This window comes from Pseudonocardia humida, from assembly GCF_023898865.1.
In the GTDB taxonomy this organism is placed as follows: domain Bacteria; phylum Actinomycetota; class Actinomycetes; order Mycobacteriales; family Pseudonocardiaceae; genus Pseudonocardia; species Pseudonocardia humida.
Window position 1 is genome coordinate 1 of sequence record NZ_JAGSOV010000002.1, and the last position, 17,433, is coordinate 17,433.

Genomic DNA, 17,433 nt, shown 5'->3' on the forward strand with positions numbered 1-17,433 from the left:
CCCGCCGCGCCCGGCCCCCCGCCCCGGGGGGGGGGGGGGCCCCGGCGGCCTCGGCGCCCCCGGCCGGGGCCGCATCGGGCGCCGGCTCGTCGACGACGGCCGGGCGGTCGGGCGCCCCGGTCCGGTCGCCCTCGGCCACCCGGGCGTGCAGCCGGGCGCGGATCTCGTCGGGGGTGTAGGCGCGCCGGCGCCGTTCGGCGTGCGCGGTGACCGCTCCGGTCGCCGCCACCCCGGCCAGCCCGGCGAGTCCGAGGATCTTCCACCAGCGCACCGGGATACCGTACCGGCGTGCCGGGCAGCGCCATCACCCTCGACCGGGCGTGCGAGCTCGCGCGCACCGGCGACCTGTGGCTGTTCCGCGGGCGCAGCGGCGCGGACCGCGCCATCCGCAGCCTGACCAACGCCCCGGTCAACCACGTGGGCATGGCCCTGGTCGTGGAGGACCTGCCGCCGCTGATGTGGCACGCCGAGCTGGGCCGCTCCCTGCCCGACGTGTGGTCGGGCACCCACCAGCGCGGCGTGCAGCTGCACGACCTGCGGGCCGCGGTCCTGCAGTGGGGGCACCGCTACGGCCAGCGCGGTTGGCTGCGCCAGCTCTCCGGCCCGGTCAGCCGGGAGATGGAGGACGCCGCGCTGCGCACCGTCGCCCGCCTGGACGGCACCCCGTTCCCCTCGACGGTCCGTTTGGCCGGGCGCTGGCTGCGCGGGCGCGCGCCCCGGCTGCGGCTGCCGACCGCACTGCCGATATCGCTGCCGATCCCGCTGCCGATCCCGCTGCGGCGCCCCGACGGGGACGCGCCGGCCCCGGAGGGCGCCGACCGGCGCGACCGGGCCCTGGAGACGGCCTACTGCGCGGAGGTCGTCGCGCTGACCTACCAGGAGATGGGGCTGCTCACCGAGGGCAGGCGCCCGAGCTGGTACGACCCCGGCCGGTTCTGGAGCGGCGACGAGCTCGGGCTGGCCGAGGGGTTCGCCCTCGGCGGCGAGGTCGAGGTCGTCCTGCCGCCCGGTCCGCGGGCGGACGCGGGCGGCTGAGCACGCGCCCCGCGGTGCGGGCTGGTAGTCGTGGGGAGGTGCCCCGCCCGCAGTCCGTGCGCCCGCTGCTCACCGTCGTCCCCGCCGCGCTCGGCGCGATCGCCCTGACCCGGGTGGTCCGCGCCGCGCGCGGGGTCCCCACCGCCCTGGGCGCCGGTCCAGCCCGGCTGCGGGCCGCCGCGGCCGGGTCACCGCACGCCGAGGGCGGGCGCTTCCGCAACACCCAGCCCGGCACGATCATCGCCGGGCCGGCCAAGGCCGCCGCCGCGATGCTCTCCCGCGGCCGCACCGGGCGCCCGGCGCGGCCGGTGCCGCTGGCCGCCGCCGTGGGCCCCGGCCCGGCCGGCGAGCTCGCGGCCACCTGGTTCGGGCACTCCAGCGTCCTGGTGGAGGTCGACGGGCACCGCGTGCTCGCCGACCCGATGTGGGGCGAACGGGCGTCCCCGTCCGGGCGGATCGGTCCGCGCCGGCTGCACCCGGCGCCCATGCGGCTGGCCGACCTGCCGCCCGTCGACGCCGTGGTGATCTCCCACGACCACTACGACCACCTCGACCTGCCCACCGTCCGGACGCTCACCCGGCTGACCGGGGCCCCGTTCGTGGTGCCGCTCGGGGTCGGCGCCCACCTGCGGCGCTGGGGGGTGCCCGACTCCCGCGTGGTCGAGCTGGACTGGGGCGGCGCGGTCACCCTCCCCGGGGCGGCGGGCGGGCTGACGATCACCTGCGTCGAGGCCCGGCACTTCTCCGGGCGCGGATTGGTCCGCAACACGACCCAGTGGTCGTCGTGGGCGCTGGCCGGCTCCCGGCACCGGGTGTTCTTCGGCGGCGACACCGGCTTCCACGGCGCGCTGGCCGGCATCGGCGACCGCCTCGGCCCCTTCGACCTCACCCTGCTGCCGATCGGCGCCTACAGCGACCTGTGGCCCGACATCCACATGACCCCCGAGGAGGCCGTGGCCGCGCACCGCGCCCTGCGCGGTGGGCTGCTGGTGCCGATCCACTGGGCGACCTTCGACCTCGGCTTCCACACCTGGTCGGAGCCGGTGGAGCGGGTGCGGCGGGCCGCGGCGGAGGCCGGGGTGGGCCTGGGCCTGCCGCGCCCGGGTCAACGCCTCGACGCGACCGCCCCGCCCGCGGACTCCGACTGGTGGTCATCGGTCGCATTCGCATCGGATTCCGCCGCGGCCCGACCGGTCGCCGACGTCGGACGGGCAACTTTCCGGCCCGCATCGACAATGCGCCGCGCACTCCTTTATTATCGTGGTCGGTAATAGCGCTGATCGGTGTTCGGAACGCCAACCCCCCGGCCGTATCTGCGGCACCGCCGGCGCGGGTGGGCCCGGGCCCGGGTCGGCGCGCGTCCGATAACTCCGAAAGGCAGCGCACGTGGCGAAGCAGACGACCGTCACCCTGGTCGACGACCTGGACGGCAGCCAGGCCGACGAACAGGTCGAGTTCGCGGTGGACGGCAGGTCCTACGAGATCGACCTGTCGGCGGCCAATAGCGCCCGTTTGCGCGAGGCGCTGGCCCCGTTCGTTTCCGCCGCCCGTCGCGCGGGTGGGCGCCGCCGTTCGGGTGCTGCTCCGGTGAGCCGACCGAGTACCGACCGTGAGCAGAACCAGGCGATTAGGGAATGGGCGCAGGCCCAGGGGATGAAGATCTCCGAGCGCGGCCGCATCCCGTCCAACGTCCTCGAGGCATACCACCAGAGCCACTGACCGGGGCGGGTCGGCGCGGATTCCGGATCGGGGAGCGGGGCGCCCCGCCGGGGGGCGATCGGGTCGGTTTCCGGCGTGCGCGGGATCGCCGCTGGTCATGCGGCACTGCGGGTACCCACGCCGCGCCTGCGGGTCACGACCCGATACCGTTCCCGCTCCCCGGCAACGTCGCCGACCCGTCAGCGGTGGGGCGCAGCACGACGTGCCCCGCCGGAAGTGAGAGAACCCGTGACCGACGACGTCAGTCCCCGGCTCCACCCGCAGTACGGCACCTGTGGCGCCTGCCGCCAGCTCAAGCACGTCCGACCGGACGGCACCTTGCGCGACCACAACCGGTTCGCCGCCCGCGGCACCGTGATCGCCCCGCTGCGCTGCAGCGGGTCGGGTGCCTTCTGCCTGGAGCACCTGACCGCCGACACCCCGGAGGTTCGCCGCACCGCCTGACCCGGGCTCCCCGACGGCCCCCGCCTCCGGACGCGTCCGGAGGCGGGGGCCGTTCCCGTTCCCCGTCCGGGGCGGCTCGTCCAGTGGCTCAGCCGCCCGGAGAGGGGTGCACGGCAGGGCCGAGCGCGCGGGCGGCCTCGGTGGCCGCCGCGTAGGCGGCGCGGGCCAGCGCGCCACCGGTGGAGACCCGCCGGACCCCGGCGGCGGCCAGCTCGGCGACCGCAGGCGCGCCGGGCAGGGCCAGCACGTTCACCGGCGCCCCGACCGCCGCCACCAGCCGTTCGATGTCGGGCAGGGCGCGCAGGCCCGGGGCGTAGACGACGTCGGCCCCCGCGGCCCGGTACGCGCGCAGTCGCTCGATCGTGTCGTCGAGGTCCGCGGCGTCGTCGTAGAGGTGCTGGTCGGCGCGGGCGGTGAGCACCATGCCGGCGACGTGCGCCGCGCGGGCGGCCGCGCCCACCCGCTCGGCCGCCGTGGCCAGGTCGTCGATGCGGCCGGCGCCGGGGTCGTAGTCCTCGATCGAGCAGCCGGCCGCGCCGGTGGCCGCGAGCAGCCGGACGGTCTCGGCCACCCCGGCCGGGTCGTCGGCGAAGCACCGCTCGGCGTCGACGGAGATCGGCACCGGCACCGCGGCCACCAGCGCGGCGACGTGCTCGACCAGCTCGTCGCGGGTGACCTCCTGGTCGCGGCGGCCCAGCGCGGCCGCGTGGCCCGAGCTGGTGGTGGCCAGGGCCGGGAAGCCCAGCCCGGCCAGCATGCGGGCCGACCCCACGTCCCACGGGTTGGGCATCACGAACAGCCCCGAGCGGTGCAGCGCGTGGAACCTCCCGCGCAGCTCGGTGGTGCTCGCGTCCGTCGTGCTGGTGCTCGTCATGAGACCTCGATCCCCAGGTGGGCGCGCAGGCCGTCGCGGCCGGTCCGCGACAGCCGCAGTTCGCGCGGGCGGGTGGTGTTGCGCAGCAGCCAGCGGCGCTCGAGCAGCGTGGTCAGCAGCCGGGCGCCCACGGTGCCGGCGAGGTGGTGGCGGCGCTGCGACCAGTCCAGGCAGGGGCGCACCAGCGGCCGGGTGCGTTCCCGGGCCGCGGTCACCCCCATGTCGGCCAGCACGGCGACGCCGCCTTCGGTGAGGGTGGTGGCGTCGGGACCGACGCGGATCGCGTCCAGCTCGACCAGCCGGTCGTGCAGGGCCACGCCGAGGCGCCCGGCCAGGTGGTCGTAGCAGGACCGGGCGAACGCCATGCCCGCGGGCAGCCGCGGCCCGGGCAGCTCCGCCACGCTCGGCGGCTCGGGCAGCGCGGTCAGCATGCGCTCCAGCAGCGCGGCGACCTCGGCGTCGGCCAGCCGGTAGTAGCGGTGCCTGCCCTGCACCTCGACGGCCAGCAGGCCGGCGTCGAGCAGGTGGGCCAGGTGCTCGCTGGCGGTCGAGGGCGCCACCCCGACGTGGCGGGCCAGCTCGCGGCCGGTGTGCGCGGTGCCGGCGAGCAGCAGGCAGGCCATCGCGGCGCGGGTGGGCGCGGCCAGCGCCGCGGCGACCTCGCTGAGCCGGTGGGCGTCGCCGACGTGGGCTCCCGGGGTGGCCATGGCGCCATCATGGCCCCGCGACGGTTCGGCCCGCGCCGAACGACCACCGCCCTAGCCTCCCCGCCGTGATCGACGAGCTGGCCCGCCTCCCCGACCCCGCCGCGGCGCACGACGAGCTGCGTCGCCGCGGGCCCCACCGCACCCCGGACGGGCGGTGGGTGGTGGCCGGGGCCGCGGACGTGACCGCGGTGCTGGGGTCGCCGGCCGCCCGGATCGGCTTCGCCACCGACCCGGCCCGTCCGGTGACCGCGTGGCAGGCCCGGATGGCCCGGTTCACCGACGGCGCCGAGCACGCGCCGCGGCGCGCGGCGGTCCAGCGCCTGCTGGCCGGGCTCGACCCGGCCGCCCTGCGCGCCGACGCGGCGGCGGCCACCACCGCCCGCATCGCGGGGGTCGCCGAGCTGGACGCGGTGGTGCTGGGCCGGCAGGTACCGGTGGCCGTGCTCGCCGCCGCGCTGGGCGTCGGCGACCCGGGCGCGGCGGTCGCCGCCGTGGCCGAGCTGGCGGCCGCGCTCGCGCCGCGGCTCGACGCCGCGCCGCCGCCCGCGGACGCTGCGGTCGCCGCGCTGCGCGACCCGCTGGCCCACCTGCCCGGCGATCCGGCGGCCGCGATGGGACTGCTCTTCCAGTCCTACGACGCCACCGCGGCCCTGATCGGCGCCGCCGCGGCCCGGCTCGACGGCGGACCGGTCGACGTCGACCGGTTGGTCGCGACGGTGCTGCGCGCGGACGGGCCGGTGCAGCTGACCACCCGGGTGGCCGGGACCGGGCTGGCGGTGGGCGGGCGCGCCGTGCCCGCGGGCGACCGGGTCGTCGTGGTGCTGGCCGCGGCGGGCACCGACCCGGCGGACCCGGCGCGGCGGTCGTTCGCGTTCGGGGCCGGGCCGCACGCCTGCCCGGGTGCGCGGGAGGCGGTGGCGATCGCCGCCGGCGTGCTGGACGCGCTGGTGGCCGCGGGCGCGGCCGCCACCGGTGCGGTGGCGGCCCACGAACCGCGGCTCAACCTGCGGGTGCCGGTCGGCGCGACCCTGCGGCTCAGCGCGGCGCCATCCGGATCGCCCCGTCCAGCCGGATGACCTCACCGTTGAGCATGGGGTTGGCCACGATGTGCGCGGCCAGCGCGGCGAACTCCCCGGGCGCGCCGAGCCGGGCCGGGTGCGGCACCTGCTTGCCCAGCGCCGCCTTGACCTCGTCGGGCGCCCCGGCCAGCAGCGGGGTGTCGAACAGGCCGGGGGCGATGGTCACCACGCGGATCGCCATCGAGGCCAGGTCGCGGGCGATCGGCAGGGTCATCCCCACCACCCCGCCCTTGGACGCCGAGTAGGCCGCCTGCCCGATCTGGCCGTCGAACGCCGCGACCGAGGCCGTGTTGACGACGACCCCGCGCTCCTCGCCCACCGGGTCGTGCTTCAGCATCCGCTCGGCGGCCAGCCGGATGACGTTGAACGTGCCGATGAGGTTGATCTCGATGATCCGGGTGAAGTCGGCCAGCGGGAAGGGCCCCTTCTTGCCGACCGTGCGCATCGCGTTGCCGGTGCCAGCGCAGTTGACCGCCACCCGGAGCGCGCCGAGCTCGTCGGCGACGTCGAGCGCGGCCACGACGTCGGCCTCGCTGCGCACGTCGCCCGGGGCGAAGCGGGCGTCCGGCCCGAGCTCCCGCGCCCGCTCCCGGCCCTGGGAGCCGGGCAGGTCGAGGATCACCACCTTCGCCCCGGCCCCGGCCAGGGCCTGCGCGGTGGCCAGGCCGAGCCCGGAGGCGCCCCCGGTGATCAGTGCGACGCTGCCGTTGATGTCCACGACCGATATCAGTACACCCAACCGGCTCCGAGGGCCATGGTCGATCACTGCGCTTCCGGACGTATCCGACAGAGCCGCTGTCGTGATAGACCCGGGCCATGTTCCCCGGGACGCACGCCGCAGTGACCCCTGACAAGCCCGCCGTGGTGGTGGCCGGATCGGGAGCGGCGCTCACCTACCGCGAGTTGGACGAGGGCTCCGCCCGCCTGGCCCGCCACCTGCACGACGCGGGACTCCGCAAGGGCGACGTGGTCGCCCTGCTCGCGGCGAACGGCCCGCGGGTGTTCGAGGTGTACTGGGCCGCGCAGCGCAGCGGGCTCTACATCACCGCGGTCAACCACCACCTCACCGCCGACGAGGTGTCCTACATCGTGCACGACAGCGGGGCGAAGGCCCTGGTCGTGTCGGCGTCGCCGCTGGCGGCCGAGGTCGGCGAGCTGACCGGGGACGTCGGTGTCCGGCTGGCCTACGACGGGGCGGTGCCCGGGTTCGACGACTACGACGAGGCGCTCAGCGGTGTGTCCGCCGAGCCGCTGGCCGACCAGCCGCGCGGCGCCGACATGCTCTACTCCTCGGGGACGACCGGACGGCCCAAGGGCATCCGCCCGGCGCTGCCCGAGCGCCAGATCGACGACCCGGGCGATCCCTACGTCGCGGTGTTCGGGGCGATGTACGGCTTCGACACCGACACCGTCTACCTCTCCCCCGCGCCGCTCTACCACGCCGCGCCGCTGCGGTTCAGCGCCACGATCCAGGCCATCGGCGGCACCGTGGTGATCCTCGACCGCTTCGACCCGGAAGCGGCGCTCGCCGCGATCCAGGAGCACCGGGTCACGCACAGCCAGTGGGTGCCGACGCACTTCGTCCGGATGCTCAAGCTGCCCGAGGAGACCCGCGCGCGCTACGACGTCTCCTCGCTGAAGGTCGCGATCCACGCCGCGGCGCCGTGCCCGCCGGAGGTCAAGCGGGCGATGATCGACTGGTGGGGCCCGGTGCTCTACGAGTACTACGCGGCCACCGAGGGCGCCGGCATCACGTTCATCAACTCCCAGGAGTGGCTGGAGCACCCCGGTTCGGTCGGCCGCGGCGGCATCCTGGGCGACGTCCGGATCTGCGACGACGAGACCGGGGCGGTGCTCGGGCCGCGCCAGGTGGGCACCATCTTCTTCGAGCGCGAGGCGCCCAGCTTCGAGTACCACAACGACCCGGAGAAGACCCGGGCCGCGCGCCACCGCGACCACGAGAACTGGGCCACCACCGGCGACCTGGGCTACGTCGACGAGGAGGGCTGGCTCTACCTGACCGACCGCAAGGCCTTCATGATCATCTCCGGCGGGGTGAACATCTACCCGCGCGAGGCAGAGGACGCGCTCGCCCTGCACCCGGCGGTGCTCGACGTCGCGGTGATCGGCGTGCCCGACCCGGAGATGGGCGAGTCGGTGCTCGCCGTGGTCACCCCGGCGCCGGGCGTCGAGGCGGGCCCCGCGCTGGAGCGCGAGCTGATCGCCCACGCGCGCGAGCACATCGCGGCGTTCAAGGCGCCCCGGCGGGTGGTGTTCACCGACGACATGCCGCGCACCCCGACCGGCAAGCTGGTCAAGCAGACCCTGCGCGACCGCTACCGGGAGGTCCGCGCGTAGCGGTGGCGGGCCAGCGCCGCCGCCACCCCGAGCGGCACCGCGACCAGCAGCGCGACGGTGAACACCGGCCCGAACGAGCCGGCCTCCGCCGGGCCGCCGGCCGCCAGCGTGCCCACCGAGCTGCCCAGGAACAGCAGCCCGGCGAACAGCGCCACGGAGGTGGCCCGCTCGCCGGGCACCACCTCGGTGGCCCAGCTCTGCAGCGTGGTGTGCAGGAACGCCCAGGCCCCGCCGAGCAGCAGCCCGGCGACCGTCACCGTCACCACCGTGACGGCCACCGCGGGCACCGCCAACCCGGCGACCAGTAGACCGCCCCCGACGGCGGTCATCCCGGTGGTCGAGAGCCTGCCCACCAGCAGGCGCACCAGCCGCGACCAGACCAGCGCGCCGACGCCGAACGCGGCCCCGACCAGGCCGGCGATCGCGGTCGAGTAGCCCAGGTCCTGCACCGCGGCGGGAAGGTAGGTGAGCACCCCCAGGACCACTACGCCCTCGACGAACACCAGGCCGAACACGACCAGCGCCCAGCGCGTGCCGAGCACCCGACGGACCGAGCGCGCGGGGCTGCCGGTCACCGGCTCGCGATCGGGTTCGGGCAGCCGGGCCAGCGCGACCCACAGCGCGGCCCCGGCCAGCCCGGTGATGGCCGGCACCGCCCGCCAGCCGACCAGGTCGGCCAGCAGCCCGGCGCCCGCCGTGGCCACCGCGGTGCCCAGCGACGACGCGGTGAGCAGGTCCGAGAGCGGGCGCTGGCGCTCCGCGCGCGGCCACATGTCGCCCACGTAGACCAGCGTGGCCGGGATGATCGCGGCGAAGCAGCCGCCGGCCACCACTCGGGTCACCCCGAGCACGGCCAGGTTCGGCGCCAGCGCCGACCCGATCCCGGCCAGCGCGGCGCCCAGCAGTGATATGCGCATCACCCGGACCCGCCCGATCCGGTCGCTGATGACGCCCCAGACCGGCTGCATGAGCCCGTAGGCCAGGTAGTAGCCGCTGGCCACGGCGGCCACCGCGGCGAGCGGGGCGCCCAGGTCGAGGCCGATGAGCACGAGCAGCGGGGCGATGGCGAAGCGGTCGACGGTGCTGGTGAGCGCGGAGAGCTGCAGCAGGCGCAGCCGGCCGCGCTGCCCGGCATCGGCGTTGACGTCGGCACTCACCGCTCGACCATGCGCCTCCCGGGTCGGCCGCGTCCCGTCGGGGCCGCGTGAATCGCGCCACGCCGGTGCGGAGCACGGCCCCGCCGACCGAGGGGCTTGTCCCGAGGGCCGATGCCAGACAGAGTACCCTCTATGTCGACGTCGACCTCCCTGACCAGCGCGTCCACCGAGACCGTTCCGACCGTCACCGGCCGCGGCATGACGATGAGCGACATGGTGGCCCGCTACGCGCGGACCATGCCCGACGCCGTCGCCTTCCGGGACGGCGACGCGACGAGCACCTGGCTGGGCTTCCACGACCGGGTCACCCGCATCGCCAACGCCCTGTCCGAACGGGGTGTCGGGGTCGGCGACCGGGTCGCCGTGCTCGGCCTCAACAGCGTCGAGCTGGTCGAGGCGACGGTGGCCGCGCTGCGGGTCGGGGCCGTGTGCGTGCCGCTGAACTTCCGCCTCGTCGCCGACGAGATCGCCTACCAGCTCGTCGACAGCGGCGCGGTCGCGATCGTCGTGGACGCCGCGCTGGCCCCGGTCGTCGCGGGCGCGCGGCGCAACCCCGACGTGCCCACGCGCACGGTGCTGGTGATGCGCGGCGAGTCCGAGCACGGCGAGAGCCTGGACGCCGCGACGGCCGCCGCCTCCCCCGACTACGTCGAGGTCGACGTCAACGACTACGAGCCGGCCTTCATCATGTACACCTCGGGCACCACCGGCTGGCCCAAGGGCGCCGTGCTCACCCACCGCAACCTGCTGCTGCACTCGTTCAGCAACATGGTCCACGCCGGTGTGGAGGCCGGTGAGCGGATCGGGCTGAGCGGGGCGCCGTTCTTCCACATCGCCGGGGTCTCCGGCCTGCACATCACCATGACCGCGGGCGGGACCACGGTGCTGAGCCCCTCCGGCGGGTTCGACCCGGCCGCCATGGTCGACCTGCTCGAGCGCGAGCGGGTGACCTCCTGCTTCTTCGTGCCCGCCCAGTGGGCGGCGATCGTGGCGGTGCCGGGCGTCAAGGAGCGCCGGCTCGCGCTGCGCAAGGCGTCCTGGGGGGCGGCCCCGGCGTCGACGACGCTGCTGCGCACCATCATCGAGACGTTCCCGGAGGCCGAGCTGTCCACCGCGTTCGGCCAGACCGAGTGCAGCCCGGTGACCTGCATCCTCAAGGGCGAGGACGCCATCCGCAAGATCGGCTCGGTGGGCACCCCGATGCTCAACGTCGAGGTCCGGGTGGTCGACGACGAGACGAACGACGTGCCGCGCGGCGAGGTCGGCGAGATCGTCTACCGCGGTCCGCTGGTGATGTCGGGGTACTGGAACAAGCCGAAGGAGACCGCGGAGGCCTTCCGCGGTGGGTGGTTCCACTCCGGCGACCTGGTGCGCGAGGACGAGGACGGCTACTTCTACGTGGTCGACCGGAAGAAGGACATGATCATCTCGGGTGGGGAGAACATCTACTGCGCCGAGGTGGAGAACGTCATCGCCGGGCACCCCAAGGTCGGCGAGGTCGCCCTGATCGGCGTGCCGGACACCCGGTGGGGCGAGTCGCCGCTGGCGATCATCGCCCCGCGCGACCCGGCCGACCCGCCCACCGCGGCGGACATCGACCAGTGGTGCCGCGAGCACCTGGCCGCCTACAAGCGCCCGCGCGACGTGGCGCTGGTCGAGGCGCTGCCGCGCAACCCCAGCGGCAAGGTGCTCAAGACCTCGCTGCGCACCGAGTACGGCGCCGCGAGCGCGGGCGACTCCGCGGTCTGAGCCGGCTCAGCGCTCGCCCGGCCCCGCCCGCCGGGCCCGGGCGACCGCCTCGGCCCGGCCCTGGACGTGCAGCTTCGCGAACACCGCCGACGTGTGGTTGGTGACGGTCTTCGGGGCGAGGCCCAGCCTCGCCCCGATGGCCGTCGTGGTCAGCCCCTCGGCAGCAGCACGAGCACCTGCCGCTCGCGCGGGGTCAGCTCGGGGAACGGGTCGGCCGTGGCGCTACCGGGGCTGGTGTCCCTGGCCGATGCGCTCGGTCTGCTGCTGACCGACGGCGAGCACCCGCCGGTCGAGGTGGCGGCGGTGGGAACGGCGCTCGGGGTGCTGTCCCTGGTGCTGATCGCGGCGAGCCGGCGGCGCCCGCGCGGCGGGCTGCTGGTGGGGCTGACCGTGCTGCGCGTGGCGTCCGCCGCGACCGCGGTGCCGGCGTTCGTCGTCGCGGACGTGCCGGGATCGCCCGGGGCGTGGCCGGGGCGATCGTCGGGCTGACCCTCGTCGGCTGCCTGCGGCTGGTGCCTGCCTTGCGGCGGGCCGCGGCCGGCCTGGGGCACCATCGGGTCGACCGCTGACCTCCCTCGCCCCAGGAGCACCACCCATGGCAGACCTCGACCCCGAGGAGTTCCGCCGGCTCGGCCGCCAGGTGGTGGACTGGATCGCGGACTACCGGGCCGGGCTGGGCGAGCGCCCGGTCCGGCCGGCCGTCGAACCCGGCTCCGTGCGCGCCGAGCTCGACAAGCCGCTGCCCGAGCTGCCCGGCGAGCTGTCCGGGCTGCTCGCCGAGCTCGACCGCGTGGTGGTGCCGGCCAGCACCCACTGGCAGCACCCGCGGTTCTTCGGCTTCTTCCCGGCCAACGCCTCCCTGCACTCGCTGCTGGGCGACATGCTCTCGGGCGGGCTCGGCGCGCAGGGCATGCTCTGGTCGACCTCCCCCGCGGCCACCGAGGTCGAGCAGGCGCTGCTCGACGCGCTGGCCGACGAGCTGGGCCTCGACCCGGCGTTCACCTTCGCCGGGGGCGGCGGCGGGGTCATCCAGGACTCGGCGTCCTCCGCCGCGCTGGTCGCCCTGCTCGCCGCGCTGCACCGGGCCCGCCCGGACTGGCGGGAGCGCGGGGTCGACGGGCGCGAACGGGTGTACGTCACCGCCGAGACCCACTCCAGCCTGGCCAAGGCGGTGCGGGTGGCCGGGCTGGGCGAGCGCGCCCTGCGGGTCGTCGACACCGACCCGACCACGCTGGCCATGGACCCCGGGGCGCTGGCCGCGGACCTGGCCGCGGACGTCGCCGCCGGGCTGGTCCCGGTCCTGGTGTGCGCCACCGTCGGGACCACCGGCACCGGCGCCGTCGACCCGGTCCGGGCGGTCGCCGCCGCCGTGGCCACGACGGCGCCCACCGCCTGGCTGCACGTCGACGCCGCCTGGGCCGGGGTCGCCGGGCTCTGCCCCGAGCACCGCCACCTGCTCGACGGCGTCGAGCTCGCCGACTCGTTCTGCACCGACGCGCACAAGTGGCTGCTCACCGCGTTCGACGCGTCGCTGCTGTGGGTGCGCGAGGCCCACGCGCTGCCCGCGGCCCTGTCGATCACCCCCGAGTACCTGCGCGACGCCGCCTCGGAGTCCGCGCGCGTCGTGGACTACCGCGACTGGCAGGTGCCGCTCGGGCGCCGCTTCCGGGCGCTGAAGCTGTGGACGGTGCTGCACGGGATGGGCCTGTCCGGCGTCCGGGAGCACCTGCGCGGGCACGTCGCGCTGGCCGGCGAGCTGGCGGGGTGGGTGCGCGACGACCCGGGGTTCGAGCTGGCCGCGGAGCCGTCGCTGGCGCTGGTGTGCCTGCGGGTGGCCACCGACCGCGGACCCGACGCCGACGACGCGGCCACCCGGTCGGTGCTGGAGCGGGTCAACGCCACCGGCCGGGCGCTGGTCACCCACACCACGGTGCGGGGACGCTACGTGCTGCGCGTGGCCATCGGCTCGGTGGGCACGCGGGATGGCGACGTCGCCGAGCTGTGGGAGCTGCTGCGCGCGGAGGCGGGCGCCGTCCGGGGGTGATCCGCGTCGACCCGCGAAGCACCTGAGCAACGCCGCAACTCAACCCGCGGGCGGCCACTCGCGCACGGCTCACGCCTCGGAGGGCTCCGGGGCCGTCGTCTCCTGGGCCGTCGTGCCCTGGGGGATCCGGTGGCGGAGCAGGACGCGTGAACCGCGCTCGTCGTAGTGGATGAGGACGGCCTCGGACATGGTGCTCATCAGCGGGATGCCGCGACCGCCCTCGGTCGGGCGGTCGGCGGGCGGGCGCCAGCTGCCGTGGTCGACGACCTCGATGCTCAGGGTGCCCGGCTCGGTCCACAGGGTCAGCTCGACCGCGCCGGACTCGTCGGGCCCGTAGGCGTGGCGCACCGCGTTGGCCGCCGCTTCGTCGACGGCCAGCACGACGTCGGCCGTCTCGGTCTCGCTCAGCGCCAGCGGAGCGAGCCAGCCGGCCAGCTCGCGGCGGATCAGCACCAGCTGCTGGGGGTCGGCCGGCCAGCTGCGGTGCACGAACTCGACGTGCCCGGAGGCGTTCTGGTCCATGATCGTGGGTTTCCAGGACAGGGCGGGGTCGAAACCCCGCCCACCGCACCGGTCGCGACGCTCGCCGCAGGTCGGGGGTTGACCCCCCGGCCGTGCTCTCTGCGCGGTGACCGCTCGGCCACCTCGGGTCGCGGTCCCGGCGTCCGCCCGGCGCGCCCTTCCGACGTGCGCGAACCGGCTGCTGCCGGCCTCCCGGGTGGCCGTGGGATGATCCGCTCATGCAGAGCTTCCGGCTCAACGGCTCGCGGGTGCTCGAGGTCGAGCTGCGCGGCGACGCGGTCCGGGCCGCCAGCGGCGCCATGATCGCCTACACCGGTGACGTGGCCTTCAAGAGTGCCGGCATGGGCGGCGGCGACGGGATCCGGGCGGCGATCAAACGCCGGGCGACCGGCGAGTCGGTCTCGCTGATGCGCTGCTCGGGCAAGGGCACGGTGTGGTTCGCCAAGGACGCGATGGAGATCGTGGTCATCGACCTGGCGGGCGACACCCTCAAGGTCGAGTCCGAGCAGCTGCTGGTGGTCTCCGACAGCCTGCGCACCGACGTGGCCTTCGCCGGCCTGCGCGGCGCGTCCTCCGGGCAGGGCCTGTTCACCACCACGGTCACCGGCTCCGGGCCGCTGGCGCTGCTCTCGGCGGGCGGCCCGCCGATCGCGCTGGAGGTCAGCCCGCAGTACCCGCTGGTGGTCGACCCGCAGGCGTTCGTGGCCAGCCGCGGGCAGCTCAACCAGACCTTCGTGACCGACGTGTCGTGGCGCAACCTGGTCGGGGAGGGCTCCGGGGAGGCGTTCTCCCTGCGCTTCGACGGCACCGGCGTCGTCTACATCCAGCCCGAGGAGCGGTGACGGTGGCCTTCGAGCAGATCAACCACAAGGTCGTCTCGACGGCCGTGGCGCCGGGGCGGGAGGTCCTCGCGCGGCGCGGGGCCATGCTCGCCTACACCGGCGACGTCGGCTTCTCCCCCGTGCACACCGGCCCGGGCGGCATCGGCGGCCTGGCCGGGCGCGCCGTCGCGGGCGAGCACGTGTCGATGATGGTCGCCCAGGGCAGCGGCACCGTGTACTACGGCTTCGCCGGCCTCTACGTGACGATCATCGAGCTGGACGGCTCGGCCCCGCTCTCGGTGGAGGCCGACCGGCTCGTCGCGCACGACGCCGCGCTGCAGTCCACGGTCGTGTTCCTCGGCGAGGGCGGCGGGTTGCGCGGGATGGTCCGCGGCGCGGTCAGCGGGCAGGGGCTGTTCACCACCCAGCTGCACGGGGTCGGCTCGGTGGCGGTGATGTCGCACGGCGGGACGATCGCCCTGCCGGTGCGCTCCGGGGAGCCGACGACCGTCGACCCGCAGGCCTACGTCGGCCACGTCGGCAACGTCGAGGCCAAGGTCTCGCTCAACGCGAGCTGGCGCGACGCCGTCGGACGCGGGTCGGGCGAGGCCGTGCAGCTGAAGATGTCCGGGTCGGGCACGGTGTACGTGCAGGCCTCCGAGCAGAAGATCCGGTGAGAAGATGACGCTGCCCAGCACGCCGTTCAACCCGGCCACCCTGCCCGACAACGACAACGTCCCGGGCAACCACTACGCCTACTGCCGGCGCCTGGACGGGCAGCTGTTCATGCAGACCGGCCGGATGATCGCCTACTACCCGGCCCCGGGCAGCTCGGGCATCCGGTTCGAGCCGCTGTCCTCGGCCACCATCACCGGGTTCGTGGCCGAGCGGTTCTCCGCGCCGCTCTACACGCGCGACTGGGTGGTCGCCACCGGCTCGGGCCACCTGCTGCTCGGCGACCGCGGCTACGACATCAACTCCTACACCCTCGAAGAGGGCAACCTGACCCTGCGCGCGGCGAACCTGCTGGCCTTCGACTCCACCCTGGAGCTCAAGCAGTCGATCGTGCCCGGGTTCCTCACCCTGATCGGCACCGGCACGTTCCTGGCCTCCAGCTCCGGGCCGGTGATCTTCGCCGAGCCGCCGATCCGGGTCGACCCGCAGGCGCTGGTCGGCTGGGCCGACTGCCCGTCGCCGTCGCACCACTTCGACGCCCGCTGGATGACCGGCTTCCTGGGCGTCGCCGGCGGGATGCTCGGGGTGGTCTCCGGCGAGGAGCGCCAGTTCGACTTCACCGGTGCCGGCACCGTGCTGCTGCAGTCCAGCGAGCACGCCGTGGACGACCCGCACCTGCTCAAGCAGCTGGAGTCGCAGGTGGGCACGCTGGCGGTGCCCGGGCTGACCCGGCTGCAGTCGGTGATCCAGTCGCGGCTCAGCGCGGAGCAACGCCGGTAGGGCCGCGCGGGATGGGTCTGCACATCGAGAGCCGGCCGTCGGACTCGCCGCACGTCGAGCGGGTGTGGCGCAGCCGCAGCAGCGGTGTCGCGGAGATGACCGCGGTCGCCGCCCAGCACTGGGACCTGGTCGTCTGGGAGCACCGCGGCGAGGTGCTGGCGGCCGTGCAGGGCCCGGAGACGCGGGCGAGCCCGGCCCCGGTGCCCGAGGACGCCACCTTCTTCGGGATCGACTTCGCGCTCGGCACCACCCTGGCCCACCTGCCACCGGGCCGGCTGGTCGACTCCTCGGCCCCGCTCGCGGCCGCGACGGACCGGTCGATCTGGCTGGCCGGCTCGGCCCTGCGGCTGCCCGACTACGACAACGCGGAGTTCTTCGTCCGGCGGCTGGTCCGCGACGGGATCGTGGTGCGCGATCCGGTCGTCGCGGCCGCGGTCGCGGGGCGGTCGACGGGGGTGTCCGAGCGCACCGTCCAGCGCCGCTTCGTCGCCACGACCGGGCTGAGCCGCGGGGCCGTGCAGCGCATCGAGCGCGCGCGACGGGCGGCGGTGCTGCTGCAGGAGGGGATCGCGGCCCATGACGTCGTGCACCGGCTCGGCTACTTCGACCAACCGCACCTGGCCCACTCGCTGACCCGCTACATCGGCCGGACCGCCACCCAGCTCGCCGCCGGTGGCCCGACTGTGCCGCTGTCGCTGCTGTACAAGACCGCGGACGGCGCCCCCTCCTAACGTGCCCGTCGATCGGCCGGACGGACCGGCCGGCGGACCGGGAGGCAAGTGCCATGCGCAAGGTCACGACGGGCCTGTTCATCTCCCTCGACGGCGTCGTCGAGTCCCCCGACCAGTGGCAGCACGCGTTCGACGAGGAGATGGGCGCGCAGCTGGGGAAGTCCCTGGAGGCGGCCGACGCGGTGCTGCTGGGCAGGGTGACCTACCAGGAGTGGTCGGGGTACTGGCCCGACGTCACCGACGGCGACGACGCCGGCTTCGCCGACTGGATCAACAACTCGCCCAAGTACGTGGTCTCGACCACGCTGGACGACGTCTCCGGCTGGGCGAACAGCACCCTGCTCGAGGGCGACCTGGCCGAGGCGGTCGGCAGGCTCAAGGCCGAGGACGGCGGCGACATCTCCGTCGCCGGCAGCCCGTCGCTCGTGCGGTCGCTGCTCGACGCGGGCCTGCTCGACGAGCTGGTCCTGCTGATCCACCCGGTCGTCGCCGGCGGGGGCCGGGCGAAGCTCTTCGCCGACGACACCGCGCTCAAGCGGCTCGACCTGGTCAGCGCGGAGCCGACCAGCAGCGGCACGATCATCGCGACCTATCGGCCGCGGCAGGGGTAGACCGCGGGCCCGACGCCGCTCACAGCCCTGGCCGGGGGGGGGGGGCCCGCCCCCGCGCGGCGGCGCGCCCCCCCCCCCCCCCCGGGGGCCCCCCCCCCCCCCCCGCCCCCCCCCCCCCCCGGACGGG

General features: G+C 75.6%; 21 protein-coding genes. 14 read left to right on the forward strand and 7 right to left on the reverse strand.

Features of this window, described 5'->3' with window-relative positions:
• A partial coding sequence (locus KDL28_RS00370; protein WP_252435091.1) for a hypothetical protein occupies nt 1-271 on the reverse strand: 271 nt, incomplete at its 3' end.
• A gap of 17 nt (nt 272-288) precedes the next feature.
• Here KDL28_RS00370 and KDL28_RS00375 point away from each other — a divergent pair.
• The 4 genes from KDL28_RS00375 (at nt 289) to KDL28_RS00390 (ending at nt 3,198) form a co-directional block, all read left to right on the forward strand.
• Nucleotides 289-1,035: a hypothetical protein gene (locus tag KDL28_RS00375; RefSeq protein WP_252435092.1), complete on the forward strand. Its 747-nt coding sequence runs from the start codon at nt 289-291 to the stop codon at nt 1,033-1,035.
• A 38-nt stretch (nt 1,036-1,073) separates the two neighbouring features.
• A complete protein-coding gene (locus tag KDL28_RS00380; protein WP_252435093.1) occupies nt 1,074-2,306 on the forward strand; it encodes an MBL fold metallo-hydrolase in 1,233 nt (410 codons plus the stop codon).
• Between the two features lie 115 nt (nt 2,307-2,421).
• The gene (locus KDL28_RS00385; protein ID WP_252435094.1) at nt 2,422-2,754 is read left to right on the forward strand and encodes a histone-like nucleoid-structuring protein Lsr2; all 333 of its coding nucleotides are present in this window, start codon (nt 2,422-2,424) and stop codon (nt 2,752-2,754) included.
• A gap of 228 nt (nt 2,755-2,982) precedes the next feature.
• On the forward strand, nt 2,983-3,198 hold the full coding sequence (locus tag KDL28_RS00390; RefSeq protein WP_252435095.1) for a hypothetical protein: 216 nt from the start codon (nt 2,983-2,985) through the stop codon (nt 3,196-3,198).
• A gap of 88 nt (nt 3,199-3,286) precedes the next feature.
• On the opposite strand, the gene KDL28_RS00395 is transcribed toward KDL28_RS00390, so the two are convergent.
• Both KDL28_RS00395 and KDL28_RS00400 read right to left on the reverse strand, forming a co-directional pair.
• Complete coding sequence (locus KDL28_RS00395) at nt 3,287-4,072, reverse strand: isocitrate lyase/PEP mutase family protein (protein ID WP_252435096.1); 786 nt, start codon at nt 4,070-4,072, stop codon at nt 3,287-3,289.
• Nucleotides 4,069-4,779: an ArsR/SmtB family transcription factor gene (locus KDL28_RS00400; RefSeq protein ID WP_252435097.1), complete on the reverse strand. Its 711-nt coding sequence runs from the start codon at nt 4,777-4,779 to the stop codon at nt 4,069-4,071. Before KDL28_RS00400 ends, KDL28_RS00395 begins: the two co-directional genes overlap by 4 nt.
• A 65-nt stretch (nt 4,780-4,844) precedes the next feature.
• On the opposite strand from KDL28_RS00400, the gene KDL28_RS00405 reads away from it, so the two are divergent.
• The gene (locus KDL28_RS00405) at nt 4,845-5,855 is read left to right on the forward strand and encodes a cytochrome P450 family protein (protein ID WP_252435098.1); all 1,011 of its coding nucleotides are present in this window, start codon (nt 4,845-4,847) and stop codon (nt 5,853-5,855) included.
• Here the strand turns inward: KDL28_RS00405 and KDL28_RS00410 are convergent.
• Nucleotides 5,815-6,576 (reverse strand): 3-hydroxyacyl-CoA dehydrogenase, encoded by a 762-nt coding sequence (locus tag KDL28_RS00410; protein WP_252435110.1) that lies wholly within the window; start codon nt 6,574-6,576, stop codon nt 5,815-5,817. The two genes, KDL28_RS00405 and KDL28_RS00410, sit on opposite strands and share 41 nt — an antisense overlap.
• 98 nt (nt 6,577-6,674) lie before the next feature.
• Here KDL28_RS00410 and KDL28_RS00415 point away from each other — a divergent pair, with 98 nt between their 5' ends.
• The gene (locus tag KDL28_RS00415; RefSeq protein WP_252435099.1) at nt 6,675-8,216 is read left to right on the forward strand and encodes an acyl-CoA synthetase; all 1,542 of its coding nucleotides are present in this window, start codon (nt 6,675-6,677) and stop codon (nt 8,214-8,216) included.
• On the opposite strand, the gene KDL28_RS00420 is transcribed toward KDL28_RS00415, so the two are convergent.
• Complete coding sequence (locus tag KDL28_RS00420) at nt 8,195-9,373, reverse strand: MFS transporter (protein WP_252435100.1); 1,179 nt, start codon at nt 9,371-9,373, stop codon at nt 8,195-8,197. The genes KDL28_RS00415 and KDL28_RS00420 overlap by 22 nt on opposite strands.
• 132 nt (nt 9,374-9,505) lie before the next feature.
• Here KDL28_RS00420 and KDL28_RS00425 point away from each other — a divergent pair, with 132 nt between their 5' ends.
• Nucleotides 9,506-11,122, forward strand: a complete 1,617-nt coding sequence (locus KDL28_RS00425) for a long-chain-fatty-acid--CoA ligase (RefSeq protein WP_252435101.1) — start codon at nt 9,506-9,508, stop codon at nt 11,120-11,122.
• A gap of 6 nt (nt 11,123-11,128) precedes the next feature.
• On the opposite strand, the gene KDL28_RS00430 is transcribed toward KDL28_RS00425, so the two are convergent.
• Nucleotides 11,129-11,275 carry a LuxR C-terminal-related transcriptional regulator gene (locus tag KDL28_RS00430; RefSeq protein WP_308215900.1) on the reverse strand — a complete coding sequence of 49 codons (147 nt, stop codon included), beginning with the start codon at nt 11,273-11,275 and terminating at the stop codon, nt 11,129-11,131.
• Between the two features lie 63 nt (nt 11,276-11,338).
• Between KDL28_RS00430 and KDL28_RS00435 the strand changes: the two genes are divergently transcribed.
• Together KDL28_RS00435 and KDL28_RS00440 are read left to right on the forward strand one after the other, a co-directional pair.
• The gene (locus tag KDL28_RS00435; RefSeq protein ID WP_252435102.1) at nt 11,339-11,611 is read left to right on the forward strand and encodes a hypothetical protein; all 273 of its coding nucleotides are present in this window, start codon (nt 11,339-11,341) and stop codon (nt 11,609-11,611) included.
• Between the two features lie 106 nt (nt 11,612-11,717).
• Entirely contained in the window at nt 11,718-13,166 is a 1,449-nt protein-coding gene (locus KDL28_RS00440) for a pyridoxal phosphate-dependent decarboxylase family protein (RefSeq protein WP_252435103.1), read from the forward strand.
• A gap of 69 nt (nt 13,167-13,235) precedes the next feature.
• On the opposite strand, the gene KDL28_RS00445 is transcribed toward KDL28_RS00440, so the two are convergent.
• Nucleotides 13,236-13,688, reverse strand: a complete 453-nt coding sequence (locus KDL28_RS00445; protein ID WP_252435104.1) for an ATP-binding protein — start codon at nt 13,686-13,688, stop codon at nt 13,236-13,238.
• Nucleotides 13,689-13,906: 218 nt separating this feature from the next.
• On the opposite strand from KDL28_RS00445, the gene KDL28_RS00450 reads away from it, so the two are divergent.
• The 5 genes from KDL28_RS00450 to KDL28_RS00470 are packed head-to-tail and all read left to right on the forward strand — an operon-like array spanning nt 13,907 to nt 17,306.
• On the forward strand, nt 13,907-14,530 hold the full coding sequence (locus KDL28_RS00450) for an AIM24 family protein (protein WP_252435105.1): 624 nt from the start codon (nt 13,907-13,909) through the stop codon (nt 14,528-14,530).
• Between the two features lie 2 nt (nt 14,531-14,532).
• A complete protein-coding gene (locus tag KDL28_RS00455; protein ID WP_252435106.1) occupies nt 14,533-15,186 on the forward strand; it encodes an AIM24 family protein in 654 nt (217 codons plus the stop codon).
• A gap of 4 nt (nt 15,187-15,190) precedes the next feature.
• Complete coding sequence (locus tag KDL28_RS00460) at nt 15,191-15,964, forward strand: AIM24 family protein (protein WP_252435107.1); 774 nt, start codon at nt 15,191-15,193, stop codon at nt 15,962-15,964.
• An 11-nt stretch (nt 15,965-15,975) separates the two neighbouring features.
• Nucleotides 15,976-16,695 carry a helix-turn-helix transcriptional regulator gene (locus KDL28_RS00465; protein WP_252435108.1) on the forward strand — a complete coding sequence of 240 codons (720 nt, stop codon included), beginning with the start codon at nt 15,976-15,978 and terminating at the stop codon, nt 16,693-16,695.
• Between the two features lie 53 nt (nt 16,696-16,748).
• Nucleotides 16,749-17,306 (forward strand): dihydrofolate reductase family protein, encoded by a 558-nt coding sequence (locus tag KDL28_RS00470; RefSeq protein ID WP_252435109.1) that lies wholly within the window; start codon nt 16,749-16,751, stop codon nt 17,304-17,306.
• Nucleotides 17,307-17,433 lie beyond the last annotated feature (127 nt).